Raw genomic sequence first — 21,813 nt, forward strand, 5'->3', positions numbered from 1 at the left:
ATTCATTTATGAGTAAACTAATTCTTCTTTTGGTGTTAATTAGTATTAGAGATAACGTATACCCATAGCGTTTTTAGCACTTTTGAGAAAAGGTTTAAAAAAAGTGATGTACATGCTCACTTATGAGTCATATTAAACTACATCGGAAGAAATGATTTCTTTTTATTGATTTGATGTAAATTATAACTGTAAAGAAAAACAAAAGATAAGACAGATATAGATTTTGACTATTAAGCTATTTTGTCAGTAGTAAACTTTATAAACATTACTAGGAGGAAAAAATATGAAAAACAACTTTGAACCAAAGAAAGAAAAATTAGATTTAGAGGAAATGTTAGCAGCAGCAAATTTGGAAATTATAGAATTAGACCAGGCAGAAGCATTGCCTTCAACAGCAGCTTCAAGTGGTAGTAGCAGTGGTAACACATGTTCAACATGTGGATCATCATCATCATCAACTATCTAATATAAGAATTCATTTATGAGTAAACTAATTCTTCTTTTGGTGTTAATTAGTATTAGAGATAACGTATACCCATAGCGTTTTTAGCACTTTTGAGAAAAGGTTAAAAAAAAGTGATGTACATGCTCACTTATGAGTCATATTAAACTACATCGGAAGAAAAGGTTTCTTTTTATTGATTTGATGTAAATTATAACTGTAAAGAAAAACAACAGATAAAACAGATATAGATTTTGAATATCAAGCTGTTTTTTCAGTAGTAAACTTTATAAAAATTATTAGGGGGAAATAATATGAAAAACAACTTTGAACCAAAAAAAGAAAAATTAGATTTAGAGGAAATGTTAGCAGCAGCAAATTTAGAAATTATAGAATTAGATCAGGCAGAAGCATTGCCTTCAACAGCAGCTTCAAGTGGTAGTAGCAGTGGTAACACATGTTCAACATGTGGGTCATCATCATCATCAACTATTTAATATAGAGATTAGTATGAGAAGCGGTTTGACTATATAAGATAGTTCTATGAGTATACATGGTTTTTCTGGAGTATTAATTAATGTTAGAAAGAGGCGAGTATACTCATAGTATTTTTACAAATATACAATTGGTAAGGAGGATAAGAAAATTGTTAATTACAATAGAAAACCTAAATAAAAGTTTTAAAACAAAACAGTTATTGAAGGACTTCTCTTTTGAATTTAAAAAAGGAGAAAATATCTTTATTACTGGGAAGAATGGCGCTGGTAAAACAACCCTAATAAATATGATCTTAGGTTTCGAAAAATTAGATAAGGGTAAAATTTCGATAAATATTGATAAGCATGATATTGGTATGGTTTTTCAAAAAACAGATCGTGATCAGTACTTAACAGTGGAAAACGAACTTGAGATTTCAAAAATTTTACATTCAAACAGTAAGATTGACGACTATGTTGATTTTCTTAATATCGAAGATTTACAGAGGAGATCATCTAAGCTTTCTGGTGGGGAGTGGCAAAAGTTGCAGGTTATTAAAGCGATTTCGTTTAAACCGAAAATATTAATTACTGATGAAATATCTACAGGGTTAGATTATTTATCACGTGAATCATTATATGAACTTTTGAAGAAATACTTGACTAACAATGATACAACATATATATCAGTAAGTCATTATGAAGATGAGATAAATCTATTTGCTGATAAGGTGTTAGTTATGAATAACGGTGAAGTGGAAGTTTATGATAATAGAAATAAAGATTTTACTTTTTAAAGAGGAGAGTAGGTTATGAAAGATATAATTTCATTTAGCAAAATTTATGCAAAGAGAGCAATTAGGGTACCTATGATACCAATATTTTTACTTATTTTCCCAATTATTATTATGATGTCAGTATTATCGGGTCAAATAGGCTCTGCTGATACAGAATTATATCAACAAAATAGTAGCCAATTGGTTGCAGGTTTGTCTATTGTGATCATTTTAGTAGTGACAATGGTCAATATTCCAATAACCATTGTAAATGCTAAAACTACAAATCTTTTAAAACAAATTCAGTTTTCTACTATTAGTTTTGTTTCTTATTTATTTAGTATTTTTTTAGCGAACTTAGTAATTGCCTATTTAGCAGAGATTATTACAATGACAATGGCAGGAAGTATTTTTAAAGTGAACTTTTCTTTGCTTGATTTAGCGATATTAAACGTTCCATTCATAACCACGTATATTTTTTATTTTATGTTTGGGCTTTTTATTGCGAATTACTGTTCGAACCTCGAACAAAGTCAGACAATTATTTTACCAATATATTTTGCATTACTTTTTATCTCGGGATCGTTCATTCCATTTAATACATTCCCTAAAAATGTTGCTCATTATTTAACAGAATATAACCCATTTTATTACTTCCAAAAATTTCTTAATATACAGGTGGGTTTAGCAGATAAATTTATTGATTTCCGATTTGTATGTGTCGTTGTTGTGTTGTTGGTACTGGCTACTAGTTTAAAGAAAAATTTTCGTTGGGGTTAAACGGCTATGAATATTTTCGTTTACTCAGGCAGTCCGAGGGATGAGGCTTCCTCAAGTTATAAATATTGTAAAAAATATGTAGATGCTATAAAAAAAATCTATTCAGCGGACATCGAGATAAATTTTTACTCACCAAACAATTTATCTTTTATGAAAAGTGATGGTAATGAAAGTGTTTTTATAAATGGTGAAGATCCCCTGGACAAAATTGATGGTTTTTCAGAAGTGAAAAATCAATTATTACAGGCAGATTTAATCATAATGGCCAGTCCCGTTATGGCACAAGCAGTGAGCACAGACATGAAAATGTTTATTGAACGTATTAGTCATTTTGCTCATACATTTTCATTGATGGGTAAGTTAGGTTGTATAGTGACTAGTTCCTACTCAAATGGTAATGAAATTGTAGAGGCATATTTGAAAAAAACATTGGATTACATGGGAGTAGCTACGGTAGCTACAAAAAGAATAAGACGAATTGAAAATGAACAAATGGATGAAGAGTTAATACTTGATGAGGCTAGAAGCATTTTACCTTATTTATTAAAGAAAAAAATACCTAAAATTGAGCCTGATCAATGCAAAGTTTTTGAAAAGATGAGAGAGTTGTATGTTCTATATCAAAAAAATCCAAGATACAGTTATGAATATAATCAATACAAAAAAAATGGATTTATTAATTCTAAATCTTTTCAAGAGGTATTTACTTCATTCTTTCTGAATTAAGAGGGGGTATCTGAGTGGCAATTTCAAATATTTATATTAAACGTAAAACAACTACCAAATTAAGTGATATAGAGTTTTTATTGAATAATAATCTTCTTAATGCTGTTGAGGAACTGAAATTTAAGGAAAAGGAATTAAGTTCTTTAAAAGAAAGTATCCTTCCATTGCTTGAGCAAGAAATTTACAGTAATGAAATTCACCGAATCGAACTTATTAAAATTAAGAGGAAAATTTTTAATGATAAACATATTAAGGAAAGCGAAAAAGAGTTACTGCGTAGTATGAACTCTTTAAAAATGGTAGGCAGCTCTTATTTAGAAAAAATGAAGGAAATAGAAGAAGGAAATAAATTACTGGTAGCAAAATTTGAAGAAAATAAGGAGATTGAATTTCTAGAATTACAAAGAATGTTTAGTAAAAAAGGGAAATTATATAATACTTTACTTATGACTAATCCCAATATTCAAAGTAATTTAGATAAATTTTTAGGGAAATCTTATATAGAACAAACTAAGAATGATAGAAAATTACAATCGACATTAATAAATTTTTTAATAAGATCAAGTTTGAAGTGTAGTCCACTAGCTGATTTGACAAGTACTGCAATTCTAGGACTAAAGTATCAAAATAAGAAAGGGGAAAAAATATATACAAGGCTTAATAGCTCGCTTTTACTTAAATGGTATTCGGAAATTGAAAAAATGGATTACTTTATATTTAAAGGTGAATATGAGTTATCTCAAATGTTAAGAATTAATGAGGGGATAATGTCTAATACTGTTTTAAGTAATTCAGCAAGTAGTGATTTAGTAAATACAAAAGTGTTAATTAAGCGATATAAAGAAAATGCGATGTTTAAAAAAGCGCTATCATTTATTGGAAATAGAAGACTTACCTTTGACGAATTTAAAATGGAAATGCTTCATTTATTAGGTGATAGGGGCGCAGAAGAGTTGAAGCAACTTTGGAGGTATTTTATATCTGAAAAAATTATCCTCCCAGTAAAAGAGATAAGGGGTAACGATGACGGCCTATTAGATACCATTATATCTAATATGGAGGAGCATCAGTGTGATAGTCATTTATTAATGAAATTCAGAAGAATAAGAATGCTAGTTCAAGATATTGAAAATAGGTTAGGGAAAGATATTTTGATTGAGATAAAACAAGTAGCAGATGAGATTTGCGATGAATTAATGGTTGAAAAATATGCGTTAAATAACCTTCTGTACTATGATTATGTTGATTTTTCAGAGGGAAAAACAGAGGATTTTGATGAATATGAAAATTTGATTAATACTTATCAATTGATACTCTCCTCGTTCGATCCAGAAATAAAAAGATCACTATTAATAGCCGATGTTTTTAGAAGAAAATATGGGAAAGAAGCGAAGATTAGTGGAACATTTGACATTTTAGATGCATTAAGAGAATTCGGTGAGAATCCTGAGGTTAATTCAGATGAAATTCTTGGAATGTATTTTGGTAATTATGATTTTAATAAACCTTTGAATAGTATTAAAAGAGTGTCCGAGCTACATCAAATATCAAGTGAATTTATAGCTATGCTTTTAGAAAGAATCAGTATCAGCAGGGGAGATACAGTTTTTGTACAATTGGATGAACTCTTAGATTTAGCAAAGAGGATTAAAGAAACTTTTCCGGGGTATAAAACGTATTCTCAAAATGTTTTCTTACAAAGAAGTATGAATACGCTTGTTTTAAACCATGTTTATCCAGGACAGGGGATGTTCTTCTTAAGATTCTTAAAATATTATGATGCTAATCTGGCAGAATACCGTAGAGAATTGAGTAGGATTACAGAAATTAAAAATGTAATAGATATAAATGGAACTTTTGGATTCAATGCAAATATAAGATCACTTGTTTCAAAAAAGACATTAACGATGCCATATACGATTAAACGGGATAATGAATTATCTCTAGCAGATTTGTCTTTATCCTATGACAGAAATAAAGAACAATTAATCTTTAAATCGAAAGAAACACATGAACAATTGAATCCTTTATTTTTAGGTAGTCTTATTATTACAGCTACCCCACCTCCAGTAGGCATTATTAATACTTTAGGTAATAATTCTGCTGCGATGATAAACTTGGGTGAAATATTATTAAATGAAATATATATAAATAATAATGGGAATGAAATTGTTTATTTGCCAAGGATTGAAATTGGCCAGGATAATAAAAAAATCGTTTTATCTAGAAAGAAATGGAAAGTGAAAACATCAATAATAAGAGAACTCAGTCATGTAAATGATATTGTGTCCTGGGAAAATATTTTGGCTTGGTTTTGTGAGAATGATTTGCCTACAAGATTTTATGTGAAAAATGGGGAGCAAAGAAGTTTAGAGTCAATGCAAAAAAAGGGAAACGAAAAACCTCAATTCATAAATCTAAATTCACCAGGATTATGTAAAAATTTATTTAAAATTATGAATTTATATTCGGAAATAATTATAGAAGAGGAGCTACCAATCGGTAAGGAAGAAAATCCTTGTGAATATATCCTTGAATCTTCTATGTTAAATCGAAAGGGACAAATGGAATGTATAAACTAAATATGTATATATACGATCCTCATAAGAGAAATGAATTTTTTAGTCTTTTATTGGGTTACTTATCTAAAGAGAAAATGGAAGATTTAATTATAGATAAGTCTTGGCAGGGTGGATACTCTATTCAAATAATGTCAGATAACTTAAAAACACTTAGAAAAATTGAGGGATTTTTTAAGTTGAAGGTGAAACATAGAAGTCTTACGCAATATGAAGTGGAAAAACAAAAAATATTAAGTAGAAAATTATCTTTTATGGAAGAAACAGAACCGATTATGGACGTTTTTTCAGAAGGTGAATCTATAGTAAGTGAAGTCAATAGAGAACAAATTGAAAAAAAATATAAGTTTGATTACAACAGTATCATTTCTAGTTTACGTGCGAGAACGAATTATATGTTGAAAAGTAGTGGTTTATGGGTAGAAAAAACAGAAGCTGAGAGATACTACTATTGTCTAGGATTGGCTTATATTATTGCAGATACCTATCCAGAAGGGGCACTTTATGGAAGTTTTTCTTATCGTTCTAATTTTGAATATTACAAAAAACAGCTAGAACTGTTAAATATATCTGAAGATAAAAGGAAGAAGTATTTTGGATATTTGAATAACAGTAGTGATCATGAAGTAGAGGCAGAAAATCTCTTTGTATATAATTTCCTAGATTCAAAAGATTATTTAAATGATTATATATTCGAAAGTTTTATTGAATATATAAATTATTGCTATAGTATTTTTTCTGACGGCTTTAAAGAAAATGAAAAGTTTTACGGAGAGCTCTACACAGCTTCTACATTCTTTGAACGGGTTTCTAACCCTAGTGAATTCCATAATATGGCTTATACTGATGAGAAAATTATTAAACTTTATAATGAAAGACAATTTATTATTCATCGCTATATGTTAGCTCAACTATATTCCCTTTTTCCATTGTTAGGAATAAAAAATATAAAAAAACAAAAAGTTCTAGGTAAAGTAACTGAATTATTAGAAGAAAGAAACGGGGTTAATTGGCTAGAAAAATTGAGGGGGAAATTCAATGGGGTATAAGGTATGTACTAGAAATCAAAAAAAATACATTTATTGTAATGGTTATTTACTAAGCGCAGCAATGGATAGTGAGATTGAAAATTTAAATACTATCACCTCTATTTTAGAAAAACAACGTATTGTCGAAAACGGGATTAAGATATATAAATATGGGAAATATTTGGTGAAAGATAAAGAAAAAATTAAAAATATTTTATCACATAATGATCTAGGAAAAGAAAGCTGTAATTTGACAGAGTACCGAGGATTTTTCTTACCTGTTCTTCAAAAGATGTTACTAAAATATGATTATGTGATTTTAGATAAAAATAATAAAGTATTTCTACGTGGATATAAAATTTTAAAAGAACAAGATTTGGTTCAAACTTCAGATCTTAAGTTTAAAGATGTTTGTAATGAAGAGAAAATAGTAACGTTATCAAATTATTTTCAGACAATAAATGCCCCTTTTAATACTGAAAATAACGAATATGGTATAGAGACTCTACCAGTTCCATGTGGGGATTATAATGAATTGGTTATTAATGAGGAGGCATCGAGAGTAAAATTATTGGGTATGTACAATTACTTAGAAAATCTTTTGAAAACCATTCTCCCTGAAAATGATTGGATTATTTTTGATCATGAAATATTAATGCATGAAAAATTAGAGAATCGTTTAAGTAAAAAGGATTATTTAAATCAAGTGAAATTTAATGAATTATTTAAAGATAAACAGATAGAAAGTTTTTTTGAACAAAGTACATGCATCCCTGACATTGTATATGAAAAAGAAAAAAATTATTACAAAGGCTATCTATTAGATGATAGAGGAGCAATTACTAATATAAAGGTCTCCTATGATTTAAATGAATTGGCACAGCTCTTAATAAATGAGTATTTCGCAAGGTTTATACAAAATAAGGGTATAAGACCAACACAGTTTCAAAATCTAATGAGGCATAATCAACAAGATTTAGGTGATATTTATAAATTGAATGAATTAGTTGATTGTGGAATTTATATTTTGAAATATTAAGAAGATACGGAGTTGTAAAATATGAAAAGAAATGTAGATAATAAACTTTTTAATATGAAGGATTATTTCGTCAAAAACGATGTTTATATCTCAAATGTTAAAATTTTCTTTTATGAGAGTTTTGAGGAATTAAAGTCAATTGACTTTGAAAGTGTGAATGAGAGTATACTGTTTGTGAGACCAGTAATGGATAATGTTTTAGTGGGGCCATTAATCGAGAAAGGAAAGGATTTTCAAGGATGCCCCGGGTGTGTAGTAACTACTATGAAACAGTACTCTATTGATAATGTACTAACTGTTTTTGGAGAAGAGGAAAGCAAAATAGAATTAACTGCGGCACAAATATCAAATCTAGAATCTTTGTTATTAGAAAATATTTGTCGGTATTACAATTTTATAGATCTAATTAATTTAAATACATTAAAACTTCATAGCTATACAATAGTAAGAAATGAGTTATGTGATTACTGTGGAGATTTAGTGCTTGACTTACCAGCCACAGAAGAAGGATTGTATGAAGTTTCGAAATTGAAAAGGGATATTAGGGATTATAGAATAAAGTCAGGTCTTGAATATTTTGAATTATTAGAGAGTTGGGAAGACAAGGAGTCAGGAGTTTTTATACATAATTATGATGATTTTCGTTCTAAGTATATAAATGCAGTTGGTGTTGAAGTAAAAGCTAACAAAGATTTATTAATCACAGGATATGGTAGAAATAAATCACGAATAAAAAGTAAATGCATTGCTATGCTTGAGGCGATTGAAAGATACTGTGGCATGGCAAATAGAAAGAGTAACACGTGGATCTACGGTTCCTATAATGAACTAAAAAAGAAATATCCTGTTGTTGACCCAGAGAATTTTTCTCTGCCGCAAAAGGGGAATTCATTTAAGGAATACTCTCCAAATTTAGAATGCTATTGGGTCTGGGGATATTCATTAACTCATAACACTCCTTACCTTATACCTGAACAATTAGCATATTATGTAGATCCAGATCTTATACATGATAGCCGGGATAAGCCTATTAATAGATTTGTTTATGATACTTCTAATGGATTGGCTTTAGGTGGAACTAGGAGTGAGGCTGTTCTTCACGGCATATTTGAGCTATTAGAGAGAGACGCATTTTTAAATATGTGGTATTCAGGGATGAATGTTGAAGAGGTAGAACCAGAATCCTATAGTTCATCTTTAGATACGATTATTGACTATTTAAGTAATCGAAATATTGAGGTTCATTTCTATAAAATAAATCAAGATGTACCAATCCCTTGTATATGGGCTTTAGCCGTTAATAAAAATCCAGATGCAAAGATGAAATATTACTCTGCTGCAAGTTGCAATCCTAATCCTATAACGGCAATTGAGAATGCTGCGTATGAAGTTATTACATCTATGCCGATATTTGAAGAACTATTAGCGAAAGATGAAAGTATAATTTCACAGAAGGAGTATGTTGAGATTAGCGGTAATCGCGTGAAAAGCCAAGATGATCATATATTGTATTACGCTGGGGAAAATGGAGATAAGGTTTATGGAGAAGTACTAAAGAGTTCTAAAAAAGTTAATATTAATCAGCTATTTCCTGAAAAGGATCTTTTAACAAATAACTCCCTAGAAGAAGACTTGTTAGAGCTAAAATCTATTATTAATAAAAGTTTTGAAGATATTTTTGTTATTGATGTAACACCTAAGAAGGTTAGTGATATTGGATTATATGCTTATAAGTGTATTATTCCGAACTCTCAGCCAATGTATTTTGGGGTTCAAAATGAAAGAGTAAGTGAATTAAGAATACAAAAATATACAAACGGAAAATTAAATAAACGTGTCTTAAATGAGCCACATCCATTTCCATAAGGAGGTACATTATGAGTTGGAAAAGTTATCATTTATATCTTCATGATATAAATAAACATGAACAGTTGTTAAAAAAGATATATAAGAATATCAATGAATTGAAGGAAAAAGGTTTTATAGAATCATGGTTTTTTATTCGTTATTGGATGGGGGGGCCACATATTAGATTAAGAATAAAAGGTCGAATCCCTAACAATTTTATTGAGCATCAACAGGCTATACTAAAAAAAATGGCTCTTGAAAAAGGGGAACCGATTAACCTTACGCCGAGTATGTATTATGAGAATGTCAATTTGGAGTCGGAGAAAATAAGTAGGGAAGTTAAACTTCCCTGGTATGAATCGGGAACAATTAATAAGGAAACATATGAACCAGAGTTTGAAAGATATGGAGGGAAGAAACTTATTAATATAAGTGAAAAAGCATTTGAGATTTGCTCTGAATTGGTATTAAAAATGCTTAATAATAATGAGTCAAAGACTAATATTTTACTATACTCCCTAGTTATGATCGATTATCTAGCTAAGGAAAGCAATCCCAACTATAAAGAAACTGGACGGAAATTCTTTTATACGGGAGCTTTGAAGTGGAAAGAAGTATTTCAATTAAAAGATGATTTATCATCATCAAAGCTAATATATTTTTTTGAGAAAAATTGTGATTTACTAAGGGAGTTATCGGAGTACTTAAAAGAGAGTGAATATTACGATTATCTAAAAAATATAGCAATGTTGTTAAATGAAATTCGTATGAATACTGAGAGTGAAGAGTACTATTGGTCCATATTATTTTCCCATTTTCATATGTTAAATAACAGATTGGGAATTAGTCCGGAACTTGAGTATATTATGTATTATTATTTATCACAAAAGTCACTAGATTAGAGGGGAAGTTTGTATTGAAGAGCGAATTCTTTGATTACGAGTTACTTTATCATTATATAAAACATTTCGAACCTAGGAGAGATGGTTGGAATGAAACTCATAAACCACATGAACCGTATTCCTTTCCTACTTTTCAAGAAAAGGAAGGATCTATAAAGGTAGAGTGTACTGATGCTCTACAGAAATTATCTAATATATATCAAACGATTCATAATCGTAAAACTACCCTTTCTGAGCAGTTTAAAAATAGTTGGCATGTTGAAGAACTTATGGGGGTTTTTAATCTAGGAATTGGGACTAATGGATCTACCCGTCAATTAAATGAGTATTATAATAACCATAAGATCCATTTAAGAAACTATCCCTCGGCAGGAGCAATGTATTCAGTTGAACCATATTTTTATTCAAATGGAGTAGAGGGATTAGAAGATGGATTTTATAAATATCAAGGGGATTACAATTCAATTTATAAGGTTCAAAATGCTAGTAGTTTAATTGAATTACAAGAATTATTCCCAATATTAATAAATGAACATGTAAAAATAATCGTTTTTTTTATAGCTAATTTGAAATACACTTTCCCGAAATATGGATTTTATTCATATCAACTTTCTTTAATTGAAAGTGGACATATGGCTCAAAATCTTATTTTAGCATCAACTGAAATAAAGAAAAGTAATTTGCCAGCAGGTGGATTTTATTCAGACTGTATAATGGAAAAGTTAAAATTAAACCATGATAAATATAAGTTTTGTATATATACATTACTATTAGGGTGATTGATGTGGAAATTAATTCTGTAATAAATACAAAAAGAGAACAAAATTATATAGACATTTGTATTTTAGGAAGGGATAGGCCTGTTGCAAGAATAGAAGAAAAGTCTGACAGATTATCAAAAGATCTTTTACAAAAAATTATTCAAACAATCACAGTTAAGTTTGGGGTGGAATATCCTCTTGTTAACGGAAAACAAGAAGTAGATTTTATTAATTCGTGTATTAATTCGAGAAAAAAATCTGATAGTATTATTAAAGATGTAAATGCTTTATTAAAGAATAAATATGTATTGATTGATTTGGTGGAAAATGAAAAGAAAATTATTAATGATATAAATACAGCAAGTGTCGTTTATATTATCTACTATGAAAAAGAGGAATCCATAGAAAAATTAAATTCTTTATTAATTAAGGATGGTCAAAGTTCAATAGTTTTTGTAAAGAAGGACAAAAACAAAATAATAGGTGTAGGTCCAGCAATCCATGTTCCGTATGATTTATGTTTTTCATGTATTTCAAAAGAAATGAAAAATAAGTATAGAAGGGCAAGGAGGAAATTAAAACAGAGAAATACTCCAGCCATTGACATTTTTAAGAGTGAAATATTTAATTATTTTTGTGGGGTTAGTAGTGGTATAACTCAAGATAGTTATATTTATGGAGGGAAATATATTGAGTTTACATCTGAAGGAGTTATATATTGGGAAAGAATAAATTACACTTCAATAAATTGTAAATATCATACTTGATATGAGGAATGTTTGAAGATTTTTGATAATAATAGCTTATTAGTATGTAGTTAAGAATAGATAGTAGTGATCAATCAAAAAATCTGGCAGTTATATTAGGGCTGTAGTATACAAATGCTCACACTATATAATAGTAACAAGTATGTTAGTGGGACAAGAAAATTGATTAACCTTTTATAAAAAATACTGCATTTGTATTACTGGTTTTTTATATATAAACGTAAAGTTTTTTGGGTAAGTAAATTTATTATTAGTTAAAAATAGTTATTAGTACGCTCAAATTTTGAAGAATATTAGTTAATATATTTAAGTAATAAAAGCTGAAAACTATTATAAGTGAGATGACACAGACAAAATAGAATCGGTTTACAGCTATATAGGTCTTATTCATCTTATTTTATTGGTTATCACCTTTAAGAGATGGATTCGGGCAGTTGTATAAAAAACTAGTTAAAGAACTTACTCATACACGGTTATTACATGAAAACAGGTTTATTCCGACTTATTTTATTTATTGGAAAGATAGTTGAGAACAGCAGATTTATGCAAGTTTATTGGTGACTTTCTTTTTATAAAGAATATTTGTAAGTGCATCAAAAAAGCCCACTGAAAATTCAGTGGGCTTTTCATGCATCTTTATCTTTCTTCAACTTACCTTTTTGCTTTGCCATTTCTCGAAGCAAATACTCGATGTGTGCATTGACGCTACGAAATTCATCATTCGCCCATTTTTCGATGACTGCGTGTAATTCAGGATCAATACGTAATGGAAAACTTTTCTTTTTAGCCATAATTATTTACAACCTTTTAATATAGGCTTCCTGTATTAATAACTGGTTGCGCACCTTTATCTGAAACGATGGCAACTAATAAATTATTCACCATATTTGCTTTACGCTCGTCATCGAGTTCCAGTACGCCTTCTTCATCTAACATATGGATTGAATCTTTCGCCATCTTCACAGCACCTTCAACAATCTCTTTTCTAGCAGCTAATACTGCTTTTGCTTGTTGACGTTGGAGCATTGCATGGGCAATTTCTGTTGCGTAAGCTAAATGCGTTAAACGAGTTTCTAATACTTCTACACCAGCAATTTCAAGGCGTGCTTCTAGTTCACGTTTTAATTCTTCAGAGATTTCTTCAGTGTTTCCTCGTAACGTGATACAAGTTTCATCTTGGAAATTATCATAAGGATATTTTGTTGCAACGTGGCGGATTGCTGTTTCGCTTTGAATTTCTACGAATCGATCGTAATGCTCAACACCAAACATTGCTTTTGCAGAATCAACCACTTTATATACGATAACAGCTGCAATTTCAATTGGATTTCCCTCAATATCATTTACTTTTAATTTCTTACTGTTAAAGTTTTCAACACGTAACGATACAGTTTGACGGAATGCGAATGGAATTGTTAGAAATAAACCGTTTTGACGAATTGTTCCTAAATAATTACCGAAAAACGTAATGACTTTCGCTTGATTCGGTTGAACGATACCGATACCTGTAGCTAAAACAGATGCTAATATGAGAGCTAAAATAGCTATTACAAACATTTCTTGTACAAGGCAAAATACACCGATAGCGGCTAAAACTAAAATTCCAATAACGCCGAGAAATCCATTAACATAAAATACTTGTTTTTCTTTCATATGATCGCCTCCTGATATAAAAATGATATCACTTTTATATCATTTTGTGCAAGGGATTTACACCTAATTTTCTGAATTTTATCGATTGATGTTTTTATGTATGTTTTAGGGGTTAGGATAAGAATATACGTTCTGTTTTGTGGTAAAATAAAGAAGACTTAACCGCCCACTGCAGCAGCTAAGTCTCTTTGAGAGCATCTTGCATCGTGACAAATGATTCAAAGCGGCTTTGCCAGGATTAATTCTTCAATCGCTGACTCAATCTCTTTGTCAGAAGTATCATAACTTCCATTTGACTTTGGTTTGTCATGACTGGAAGTTTGATTCACTTCTTCTTTAGCATGTCCTTTTTCAGTAAAATTCATGCTAGGCATTTTAAATGCGCCCATATTCATATATTTTCCAAATTTACATGCTTCAACGATAGGGCAGAAACGAACGATGCCTTCTGCAATTTTCATGGCACCAATCCATAGTAAAACTTTAGACCAAGTGCACCAAGGTTTACGTACGAGTTTAGCTGTACTACAACCGAAGAGGATAAGTCCGAGTGTGATTCGAATTAGAGCACTAATTGTACCGATGTTTTGCTTCATTAGAAAAACACTCCTTTTTGATGAACTTCGAAATAGAAATACTATTTCATTTGTTAGTATTCCGTATAAGTTTTTTGATATGTAATCCAACATTTAACGTTGAAAAAGATGTTGGATTGGGCGTGTGTGTAAGTAGCTTTTTTTGTTATAATGAAAGAATGCATAAAAGGGAGCGCGAAACTTGACTCGCCTTTGTGAACAGATGTAGTAGAAGAATTTCAAAAATCCTAATAAAAACTAACTGCTTTTTTGAGCAGGGATATAGATATGATTAGAAAAAAGAAAGGGTGTTTTCATGTACGATATTTCCAAATGGAAACATGTATTTAAGCTAGATCCAAATAAGGAGCTAAGCGATGAACATTTAGAAATGATTTGTGAATCTGGAACGGATGCTGTTATTGTAGGCGGAAGTGATGGAGTGACAATTGATAACGTATTACACATGCTAGTTAGCATTCGTAGATATGCAGTTCCTTGTGTGTTAGAGGTTTCTGATGTGGAGGCAATTACACCAGGATTTGATTTTTATTATATCCCAAGCGTTTTAAATAGCCGAAAAGTAGAATGGGTAACAGGTGTTCATCATGAGGCATTGAAAGAATTTGGGGATATTATGGACTGGGACGAAATTTTTATGGAAGGGTATTGTGTTTTAAACCCTGAAGCGAAAGTAGCCCAGCTTACAGATGCAAAATGTGATTTAACAGAAGATGATGTTATTGCATATGCACGTTTAGCAGACAAGTTATTACATTTACCTATATTCTATTTAGAATATAGCGGGACGTATGGAGATATTGAGCTTGTTAAAAATGTAAAAGCAGAATTGAAACAAGCTAAGCTATATTATGGCGGTGGTATTTCTAATGCAGAACAAGCGAAAGAAATGGCGCAGTATGCTGATACAGTAGTTGTTGGAAATATTATTTATGATGATATAAAATCGGCATTAAAAACAGTTAAAGCAGTAAAAGGAGAGTAGGTGCAGGCACATATGAGTACGACAGATAAGTTATTAAATGGTTTAAATCCGCAGCAACAAAAAGCAGTACAAACAACAAATGGAGCACTTCTATTAATGGCAGGCGCAGGTAGTGGGAAAACACGTGTGTTAACACACCGTATTGCATATTTACTTGGTGAAAAAGGTGTGGCGCCATGGAATGTACTAGCAATTACCTTTACAAATAAAGCTGCTCGTGAAATGCGTGAGCGTATTGATAAACTTGTTGGACCAGAAGCAGAAGATATTTGGATTTCTACGTTCCACTCTATGTGCGTACGTATTTTACGACGTGATATTGACCGCATTGGTATTAATCGTAACTTTACAATCTTAGATTCAGGTGATCAGTTAACTGTAGTAAAAAAAATTATGAAGGAGCGCAATATTGACCCGAAGAAGTTTGAGCCGCGCTCTATTTTAGCGGGTATTAGCAATGCGAAAAATGAACTGTTATCTGCAGATAAATATGCAAAAAAAATTACAACCGCTGATCCATATGAAAAATTAACGAGCGATGTATATACAGAATATCAAAAACGTCTTTTGAAAAATAACTCATTAGACTTTGATGATTTAATTATGACGACGATTCAGCTATTTGAACGTGTTCCAGAAGTACTAGAGTTTTATCAGCGTAAATTCCAATATATTCACGTTGATGAGTATCAAGATACGAACAAAGCTCAGTACCTTCTTGTTAAACATTTGGCATCACGTTTTAAAAACCTTTGTGTTGTTGGTGATTCGGATCAGTCTATTTACCGCTGGCGCGGGGCTGACATTTCTAACATTTTGTCATTCGAAAAAGACTATGAGAATGCACAAGTTATTCTGTTAGAACAAAACTATCGTTCATCACAAAATATTTTAAATGCAGCTAATGCTGTAATTGAAAAAAATTCAAACCGTAAACCGAAGAAATTATGGACAGAAAATCAAATTGGAAGCAAAATCTCGTATTATCGTGCTGCAACCGAAAAGGACGAAGCGTATTTTGTTGCGAAAAAAATTCGTGATGATATTCAAATGGGGAACCGGAAATATACTGATTTTGCAGTGTTATATCGTACAAATGCCCAGTCTCGTATGATTGAGGAGATTTTCCTGAAATCTAATATCCCTTACAAAATCGTCGGAGGTACTAAGTTCTACGACCGTAAAGAGATTAAAGACATTTTGGCGTACTTACGTTTAATTGGGAATCCAGATGATGAGATTAGTTTTGCACGTATTATAAACATGCCAAAGCGTGGGATTGGTGCGACTTCTATCGATAAAATTATTAATTATGGTGTGCAAAACGGAATCTCATTAACTGCTGTATTTGATGAGATTGAGCATGTTGGTGTAAGTGCAAAAATAACAAAAGCAGTAAAAGAATTCGCAAGTTTATTACACAACTGGGTAAATATGCAAGAGTATTTATCTGTTACAGAATTAGTAGAAGAAGTTATTGAGAAGACAGGCTATCGCGATATGTTGAAAAATGAGCGTTCTTTAGAAGCAGAAGGTCGTTTAGAAAACTTAGACGAGTTTTTATCTGTTACACAAACATTTGAATCCCAAAGCGAAGATAAGAGCCTTGTTGCATTCTTAACAGACTTAGCTCTTGTTGCGGATATTGATCGTGTAGATGAAGATCCAACTGCTGGTGAAGAAGTTATTTTAATGACGATGCACTCAGCAAAAGGATTAGAGTTCCCAGTTGTCTTTATTGTTGGCTTAGAGGAAGGGATATTCCCGCATACTCGTTCTCTTATGGAAGAGGATGAAATGCAAGAAGAGCGTCGTCTTGCCTATGTAGGTATTACTCGTGCAGAAGAAGAGCTATACTTATCCAATGCTCAAATGCGTACTTTATTTGGTAGAACAAGTATGAATGCAGCATCTCGATTTATTACAGAAATTCCGACAGAATTAGTAGAACCATTAAACGAAACAGCACCGAAGCGTGAAACTTCGTTTGGTGCAAAAGGAAGAACGACAAGCGCAACTACAACACGTTCTCGTTCAGCTTTCGCGCGTCCGGCTGTTAAGACGACAGGTGGCGAGCAAATTGGCTGGGGAATAGGCGATAAAGCTGCTCACCAGAAGTGGGGAGTCGGTACAGTTGTAAGTGTAAAGGGTGAAGGAGATTCAAAAGAATTAGATATTGCGTTCCCAAGCCCAATTGGTATTAAACGTTTATTAGCAAAATTTGCACCTGTGACGAAACAATAGGAAAGGACTGAGGATATGTCAAAAGAGATAGCCAAAAAACGTATAGAAGAACTGCGTGATTTGTTAAATACATTTAACTATCAATATCACGTATTAGACAATCCTTCTGTTTCTGATGCGGAATATGACCGTGATATGCAGGAGCTTATAAAATTAGAAGCAGAGAACCCAGAGTTTATGAGTGAAGACTCTCCCTCCATTCGCGTTGGGGGGACTGTTCTTGATATATTTGAAAAGGTAACGCATAAATCACCAATGTTAAGTTTAGGAAACGCGTTTAATGAAGGAGATTTGCGTGATTTTGATCGAAGAGTACATCAGGGAATTGATGATGCGAATGTAAGATATATATGCGAATTAAAAATTGACGGACTTGCTGTTTCACTTCATTATGAAAAAGGACGCTTCATTCAAGGAGCAACACGTGGTGATGGTATAACGGGTGAAGATATTACCCAAAACTTAAAAACGATTAAAGCTATCCCGCTGCGTTTAAATGAAGAAGTAACGTTAGAAGCACGAGGCGAGGCTTATATGCCGAAGCGTTCATTCGTTAAATTAAATGAGGAAAAAGAGCAAAATGGTGAAGATGTATTTGCGAATCCACGTAATGCGGCAGCAGGATCGATACGCCAACTTGATCCGAAAATTGCAGCGAAGCGTAACTTATCTATGTTTGTGTATGGTCTTGCTAATGTAGAAGAAAAAACAATTCCATCCCACAGTGAATCACTGGATTTCTTAGGTGAGCTTGGATTTAAGACGAATCCAAATCGTCGTACATGTGAAACAATTGAAGACGTAATAGCCTATGTAGAAGAGTGGCAAGAAAAACGCCCGCATCTTGATTATGAGATTGACGGAATTGTTATAAAAGTAGACGATGTTGCTATTCAAGAAAGCTTAGGAACTACAGCAAAGAGTCCAAGATGGGCAATAGCTTATAAATTCCCAGCTGAAGAAGTTGTGACGAGATTAACAGGGATTGAATTAAGTGTCGGCCGTACAGGAGTTGTAACACCAACTGCAGAGCTGGAGCCAGTGCGAGTAGCCGGAACTATTGTCCGTCGTGCTTCTTTACATAACGAAGATTTAATTCGTGAAAAGGATATTCGAATTGGTGACTACGTTGTTGTGAAAAAGGCTGGAGATATTATTCCTGAAGTTGTGAACGTTATTTTTGATAAGCGTACTGGTGAGGAAGAAGAATATCATATGCCAACGCATTGTCCAGCATGTGAGAGTGAACTTGTTCGTTTAGAAGAAGAAGTAGCACTTCGATGTATAAATCCGACTTGTCCAGCTCAAATTCGTGAAGGATTAATCCATTTCGTTTCAAGAAATGCAATGAATATTGATGGACTTGGAGAACGTGTAATTACACAACTCTTTGATGCGGATTATATTCGTACGTTTGCTGATTTATATTCATTGACGAAAGAGCAATTATTAGAACTAGAACGTTTCGGTGAAAAATCAGCAACAAATTTAGTCCAAGCAATTGAGAATTCTAAGGAAAACTCATTAGAGCGATTATTATTCGGTCTTGGTATTCGCCACGTCGGTGCGAAAGCCGCACGTACATTTGCTGAGCATTTCGAAACGATGGATGAGCTTGTGAAAGCGACGGAAGAAGAACTAAAAACAATTAACGAGATTGGTGAAAAAATGGCTCAATCCGTTGTAACGTATTTCGATAATGAAGACGTATTAGAGCTATTACAACAATTTAAAGAGTATGGCGTGAACATGGCATACAAAGGTATGAAAATTGCTGATTTACAAAATGTTGAATCGTACTTTGCAGGAAAAACTGTCGTCTTAACAGGGAAATTAGAAGTTATGGGACGCAGTGAAGCAAAGAAGAATATTGAGGCATTAGGTGGAAAAGTAACAGGAAGTGTTAGTAAAAGTACGGATTTAGTTGTTGCTGGTGAAGCTGCTGGTTCGAAATTAGCGCAAGCAGAGAAGCACAATGTTGAAGTTTGGAATGAAGAGAGGTTCTTACAAGAGCTGAATAAGTAAGAGGTGCAAACTTACGATGAAAAAAATAGCGTTAGCGGTATTAAGTCTTAGCCTACTTGTAAGTGGGTGTAGTATGGGTTCCAATAAAGATGAAAAAGCAGTTGAGAAATCGGGGAAAGCGAAAGAGCAAGCTGTTATCCCGAAATACTCGATTTCGGATGAATATTATAAGACAACGGTTCCATTTGATCCAGGTCGTGCACGTGGTTTAGTTGGACAAAGTTTGAACAATCGTCTAGATATAGATGAATTTGAAACGGGACTAATGCGCATTGCGAAAGAATCATTTAGCACGAAAGATTATTTCTTTAAAGGTGGAGACGTTTTAGACACACAAACGATTCAAATGCTTGTGAAAAGAAAGCGTACAGATGCTGAACAAAAAGAGCTAGAGGATAAGTTGAAAAAAGATGCGGTTAAATTTCCGAATGTAGGGTTGAATCCAGCCTTAAGTGAAGGATCAGAATCGCTAGAAGTAAAGAATAAAAAAAGTCCAATGTATATCTCAAATATTTTAGAGCATGATTATTATGTAAGAAAAGGTGAGAACGATGTTGAACGTGGTGGCATTGTAGTTGGATTAGCGATGAATTCTGTTCAATATTATGAGGAAGAGCATGGTTATCCGCGTGAGGCTGCAATTCCAGATGCAAAAATGTTAGCTGAAGGGAAAAGGATGGCCCAAGAAATCTTGAAAGTAATGCAGCAAAAAAAGCCTGAAATAAAAAATATTCCGGTTACATTTGCGATTTATCGTCAAGGTCCAAAGTCTTCGCTTGTACCAGGGAATTTTGTTTCTTATGCTAAGGTAGAAAAAGGCAGTGAAACGGTTGAGGATTGGAAGCCGATCAATGAGAAATACTATTTATTCCCGTCTGAACAAGCGAAATCGGATAATAAACGTGAAGATCTTGCGAGGGTGTCAAACTTTAAAGCAAAATTAAGTGAGTATTTCCAAGGAGATTATACAGCTGTTATCGGTACTGGAATGTATAGAGATGATGAATTAAGAGAAATGAAGCTCGATATTCCTGTCCAATTCAATGGGAAAGCTGAAGTAATTGGTTTTACACAATATGTAGCTGGACTTGTTATGGAATACTTCCCGAATTATATGAAAGTACAAGTAACAATTAAATCTGTAGAACGTCCAGAAGCAATTATTATACGTGAAGCGAAGCAAGATGAACCGTTTGTGAAAATTTTAGATTAAAGATGAGAGCTGTTCCATAAAGGAACAGCTTTTTTTCTTGAAAAATTTTGTTATAATTTTAAATGTTACAAATAAAGGGGTAAGGGGCAAATTCATGGAAGAACTAAGCTTTCAAGTCATTATTTTATTAATTGCATTCGGATTTTTAGCTGCTTTTATTGACTCAGTTGTTGGAGGGGGAGGGTTAATTTCGCTTCCTGCACTTATGTTTGTTGGTTTATCACCAGCTTCGGCAATTGCAACGAATAAATTAGCTGCAACGATGGGGACGCTTACTAGTACAATTTATTTTATTCGATCAGGTAAGGTGGATTTTCGGATTGTAGGAAAGTTAATCCCGTTAACTATTATTGGAGCAGTCGCAGGGGCCTTAGTAGTAAAGTTTATTCCGCCTGATATTTTGCGGCCACTAGTACTCGTGATGTTGGTTTTTATTGCCATTTATATTATTGCGAAAAAAGATTGGGGAAGTGCATCTACCTATAAAAAGATGACAAAAGGGAAAACATTAATATTTTTCTTTGTTATTTTAATGATAGGGTTTTATGATGGTTTTTTTGGACCAGGGACAGGATCCTTTTTAATTTTTGCATTTTTATTAATTGGTTTGGATTTTATTCAAGCGGCAGCATCTGGAAAACTTTTGAACTTCGTTAGTAATATCGTATCTTTAATTACTTTTTTATTTTTAGATGTGATTCATTTTGAATACGGTATAATTATGGGCTTATCAATGATTTTAGGTGCTTATTTTGGATCGAAGTTTGCGGTTCAAAAAGGTGTTGGATATGTAAGGACTTTATTTTTATTAGTTACTATTTTATTAATCGGGAAAAATGTTTTGGAATATACTCATATTTTGTAGATTCATACGTATGTAAAATGTACCCTATAGAATAGACACTGAAAAAAAAGTCTATTCTATAGGGTATTTCTTGTATAATGAGAGAAAATTGGGATCGGAGAAAGTTCA

At 32.2% G+C, this 21,813-nt stretch carries 20 protein-coding genes; 17 read left to right on the forward strand and 3 right to left on the reverse strand.

Annotated features, from left to right (window positions below; translation table 11 throughout):
• Positions 1–283 precede the first annotated feature (283 nt).
• The 12 genes from DET63_RS29465 to DET63_RS29520 all read left to right on the forward strand — a co-directional run bounded on the left by DET63_RS29465 (position 284) and on the right by DET63_RS29520 (position 12,124).
• Entirely contained in the window at positions 284–466 is a 183-nt protein-coding gene (locus DET63_RS29465; protein ID WP_098201372.1) for a thiazolylpeptide-type bacteriocin, read from the forward strand.
• A 290-nt stretch (positions 467–756) separates the two neighbouring features.
• Complete coding sequence (locus tag DET63_RS29470; RefSeq protein WP_098201372.1) at positions 757–939, forward strand: thiazolylpeptide-type bacteriocin; 183 nt, start codon at positions 757–759, stop codon at positions 937–939.
• A gap of 149 nt (positions 940–1,088) precedes the next feature.
• Positions 1,089–1,715 (forward strand): ATP-binding cassette domain-containing protein, encoded by a 627-nt coding sequence (locus DET63_RS29475; protein ID WP_181777964.1) that lies wholly within the window; start codon positions 1,089–1,091, stop codon positions 1,713–1,715.
• A 15-nt stretch (positions 1,716–1,730) separates the two neighbouring features.
• The gene (locus DET63_RS29480) at positions 1,731–2,474 is read left to right on the forward strand and encodes an ABC transporter permease (protein ID WP_113938613.1); all 744 of its coding nucleotides are present in this window, start codon (positions 1,731–1,733) and stop codon (positions 2,472–2,474) included.
• A gap of 6 nt (positions 2,475–2,480) precedes the next feature.
• On the forward strand, positions 2,481–3,200 hold the full coding sequence (locus tag DET63_RS29485) for a flavodoxin family protein (RefSeq protein ID WP_113938614.1): 720 nt from the start codon (positions 2,481–2,483) through the stop codon (positions 3,198–3,200).
• Between the two features lie 14 nt (positions 3,201–3,214).
• The gene (locus tag DET63_RS29490) at positions 3,215–5,782 is read left to right on the forward strand and encodes a hypothetical protein (protein WP_113938615.1); all 2,568 of its coding nucleotides are present in this window, start codon (positions 3,215–3,217) and stop codon (positions 5,780–5,782) included.
• Entirely contained in the window at positions 5,770–6,828 is a 1,059-nt protein-coding gene (locus tag DET63_RS29495; protein ID WP_113938616.1) for a hypothetical protein, read from the forward strand. The genes DET63_RS29490 and DET63_RS29495 overlap by 13 nt, the downstream gene beginning before the upstream one ends.
• Positions 6,818–7,846, forward strand: a complete 1,029-nt coding sequence (locus DET63_RS29500) for a hypothetical protein (protein ID WP_113938617.1) — start codon at positions 6,818–6,820, stop codon at positions 7,844–7,846. The genes DET63_RS29495 and DET63_RS29500 overlap by 11 nt, the downstream gene beginning before the upstream one ends.
• 21 nt (positions 7,847–7,867) lie before the next feature.
• Positions 7,868–9,712: a YcaO-like family protein gene (locus DET63_RS29505; RefSeq protein WP_113938618.1), complete on the forward strand. Its 1,845-nt coding sequence runs from the start codon at positions 7,868–7,870 to the stop codon at positions 9,710–9,712.
• A gap of 11 nt (positions 9,713–9,723) precedes the next feature.
• Entirely contained in the window at positions 9,724–10,596 is an 873-nt protein-coding gene (locus DET63_RS29510; RefSeq protein ID WP_113938619.1) for a thiopeptide-type bacteriocin biosynthesis protein, read from the forward strand.
• 14 nt (positions 10,597–10,610) lie between these two features.
• Positions 10,611–11,375 carry a SagB family peptide dehydrogenase gene (locus DET63_RS29515; RefSeq protein WP_113938620.1) on the forward strand — a complete coding sequence of 255 codons (765 nt, stop codon included), beginning with the start codon at positions 10,611–10,613 and terminating at the stop codon, positions 11,373–11,375.
• A 5-nt stretch (positions 11,376–11,380) separates the two neighbouring features.
• The gene (locus tag DET63_RS29520) at positions 11,381–12,124 is read left to right on the forward strand and encodes a hypothetical protein (protein ID WP_113938621.1); all 744 of its coding nucleotides are present in this window, start codon (positions 11,381–11,383) and stop codon (positions 12,122–12,124) included.
• A 626-nt stretch (positions 12,125–12,750) separates the two neighbouring features.
• Here DET63_RS29520 and DET63_RS29525 read toward each other — a convergent pair.
• The 3 genes from DET63_RS29525 to DET63_RS29535 all read right to left on the reverse strand — a co-directional run bounded on the left by DET63_RS29525 (position 12,751) and on the right by DET63_RS29535 (position 14,373).
• On the reverse strand, positions 12,751–12,915 hold the full coding sequence (locus DET63_RS29525; protein ID WP_001085171.1) for a type II toxin-antitoxin system antitoxin: 165 nt from the start codon (positions 12,913–12,915) through the stop codon (positions 12,751–12,753).
• Positions 12,916–12,931: 16 nt separating this feature from the next.
• A complete protein-coding gene (locus tag DET63_RS29530; RefSeq protein ID WP_000660691.1) occupies positions 12,932–13,777 on the reverse strand; it encodes an SPFH domain-containing protein in 846 nt (281 codons plus the stop codon).
• A 218-nt stretch (positions 13,778–13,995) separates the two neighbouring features.
• A complete protein-coding gene (locus DET63_RS29535; RefSeq protein ID WP_098500080.1) occupies positions 13,996–14,373 on the reverse strand; it encodes a YgaP family membrane protein in 378 nt (125 codons plus the stop codon).
• A 295-nt stretch (positions 14,374–14,668) separates the two neighbouring features.
• Here DET63_RS29535 and pcrB point away from each other — a divergent pair, with 295 nt between their 5' ends.
• From pcrB to DET63_RS29565, 5 genes are all read left to right on the forward strand, one after another.
• Positions 14,669–15,358, forward strand: a complete 690-nt coding sequence (gene pcrB, locus DET63_RS29545; protein ID WP_113735433.1) for a heptaprenylglyceryl phosphate synthase — start codon at positions 14,669–14,671, stop codon at positions 15,356–15,358.
• Between the two features lie 12 nt (positions 15,359–15,370).
• Positions 15,371–17,602: a DNA helicase PcrA gene (gene pcrA / locus DET63_RS29550; protein WP_113938623.1), complete on the forward strand. Its 2,232-nt coding sequence runs from the start codon at positions 15,371–15,373 to the stop codon at positions 17,600–17,602.
• 15 nt (positions 17,603–17,617) lie between these two features.
• Positions 17,618–19,627 (forward strand): NAD-dependent DNA ligase LigA, encoded by a 2,010-nt coding sequence (ligA, locus tag DET63_RS29555; RefSeq protein WP_002124882.1) that lies wholly within the window; start codon positions 17,618–17,620, stop codon positions 19,625–19,627.
• Between the two features lie 16 nt (positions 19,628–19,643).
• The gene (locus tag DET63_RS29560; RefSeq protein WP_113938622.1) at positions 19,644–20,840 is read left to right on the forward strand and encodes a CamS family sex pheromone protein; all 1,197 of its coding nucleotides are present in this window, start codon (positions 19,644–19,646) and stop codon (positions 20,838–20,840) included.
• A gap of 94 nt (positions 20,841–20,934) precedes the next feature.
• A complete protein-coding gene (locus DET63_RS29565) occupies positions 20,935–21,705 on the forward strand; it encodes a TSUP family transporter (RefSeq protein ID WP_002010034.1) in 771 nt (256 codons plus the stop codon).
• Positions 21,706–21,813 lie beyond the last annotated feature (108 nt).

Source organism: Bacillus sp. DB-2 (assembly GCF_003315125.1).
Taxonomy (GTDB): Bacteria; Bacillota; Bacilli; order Bacillales; family Bacillaceae_G; genus Bacillus_A; species Bacillus_A mycoides.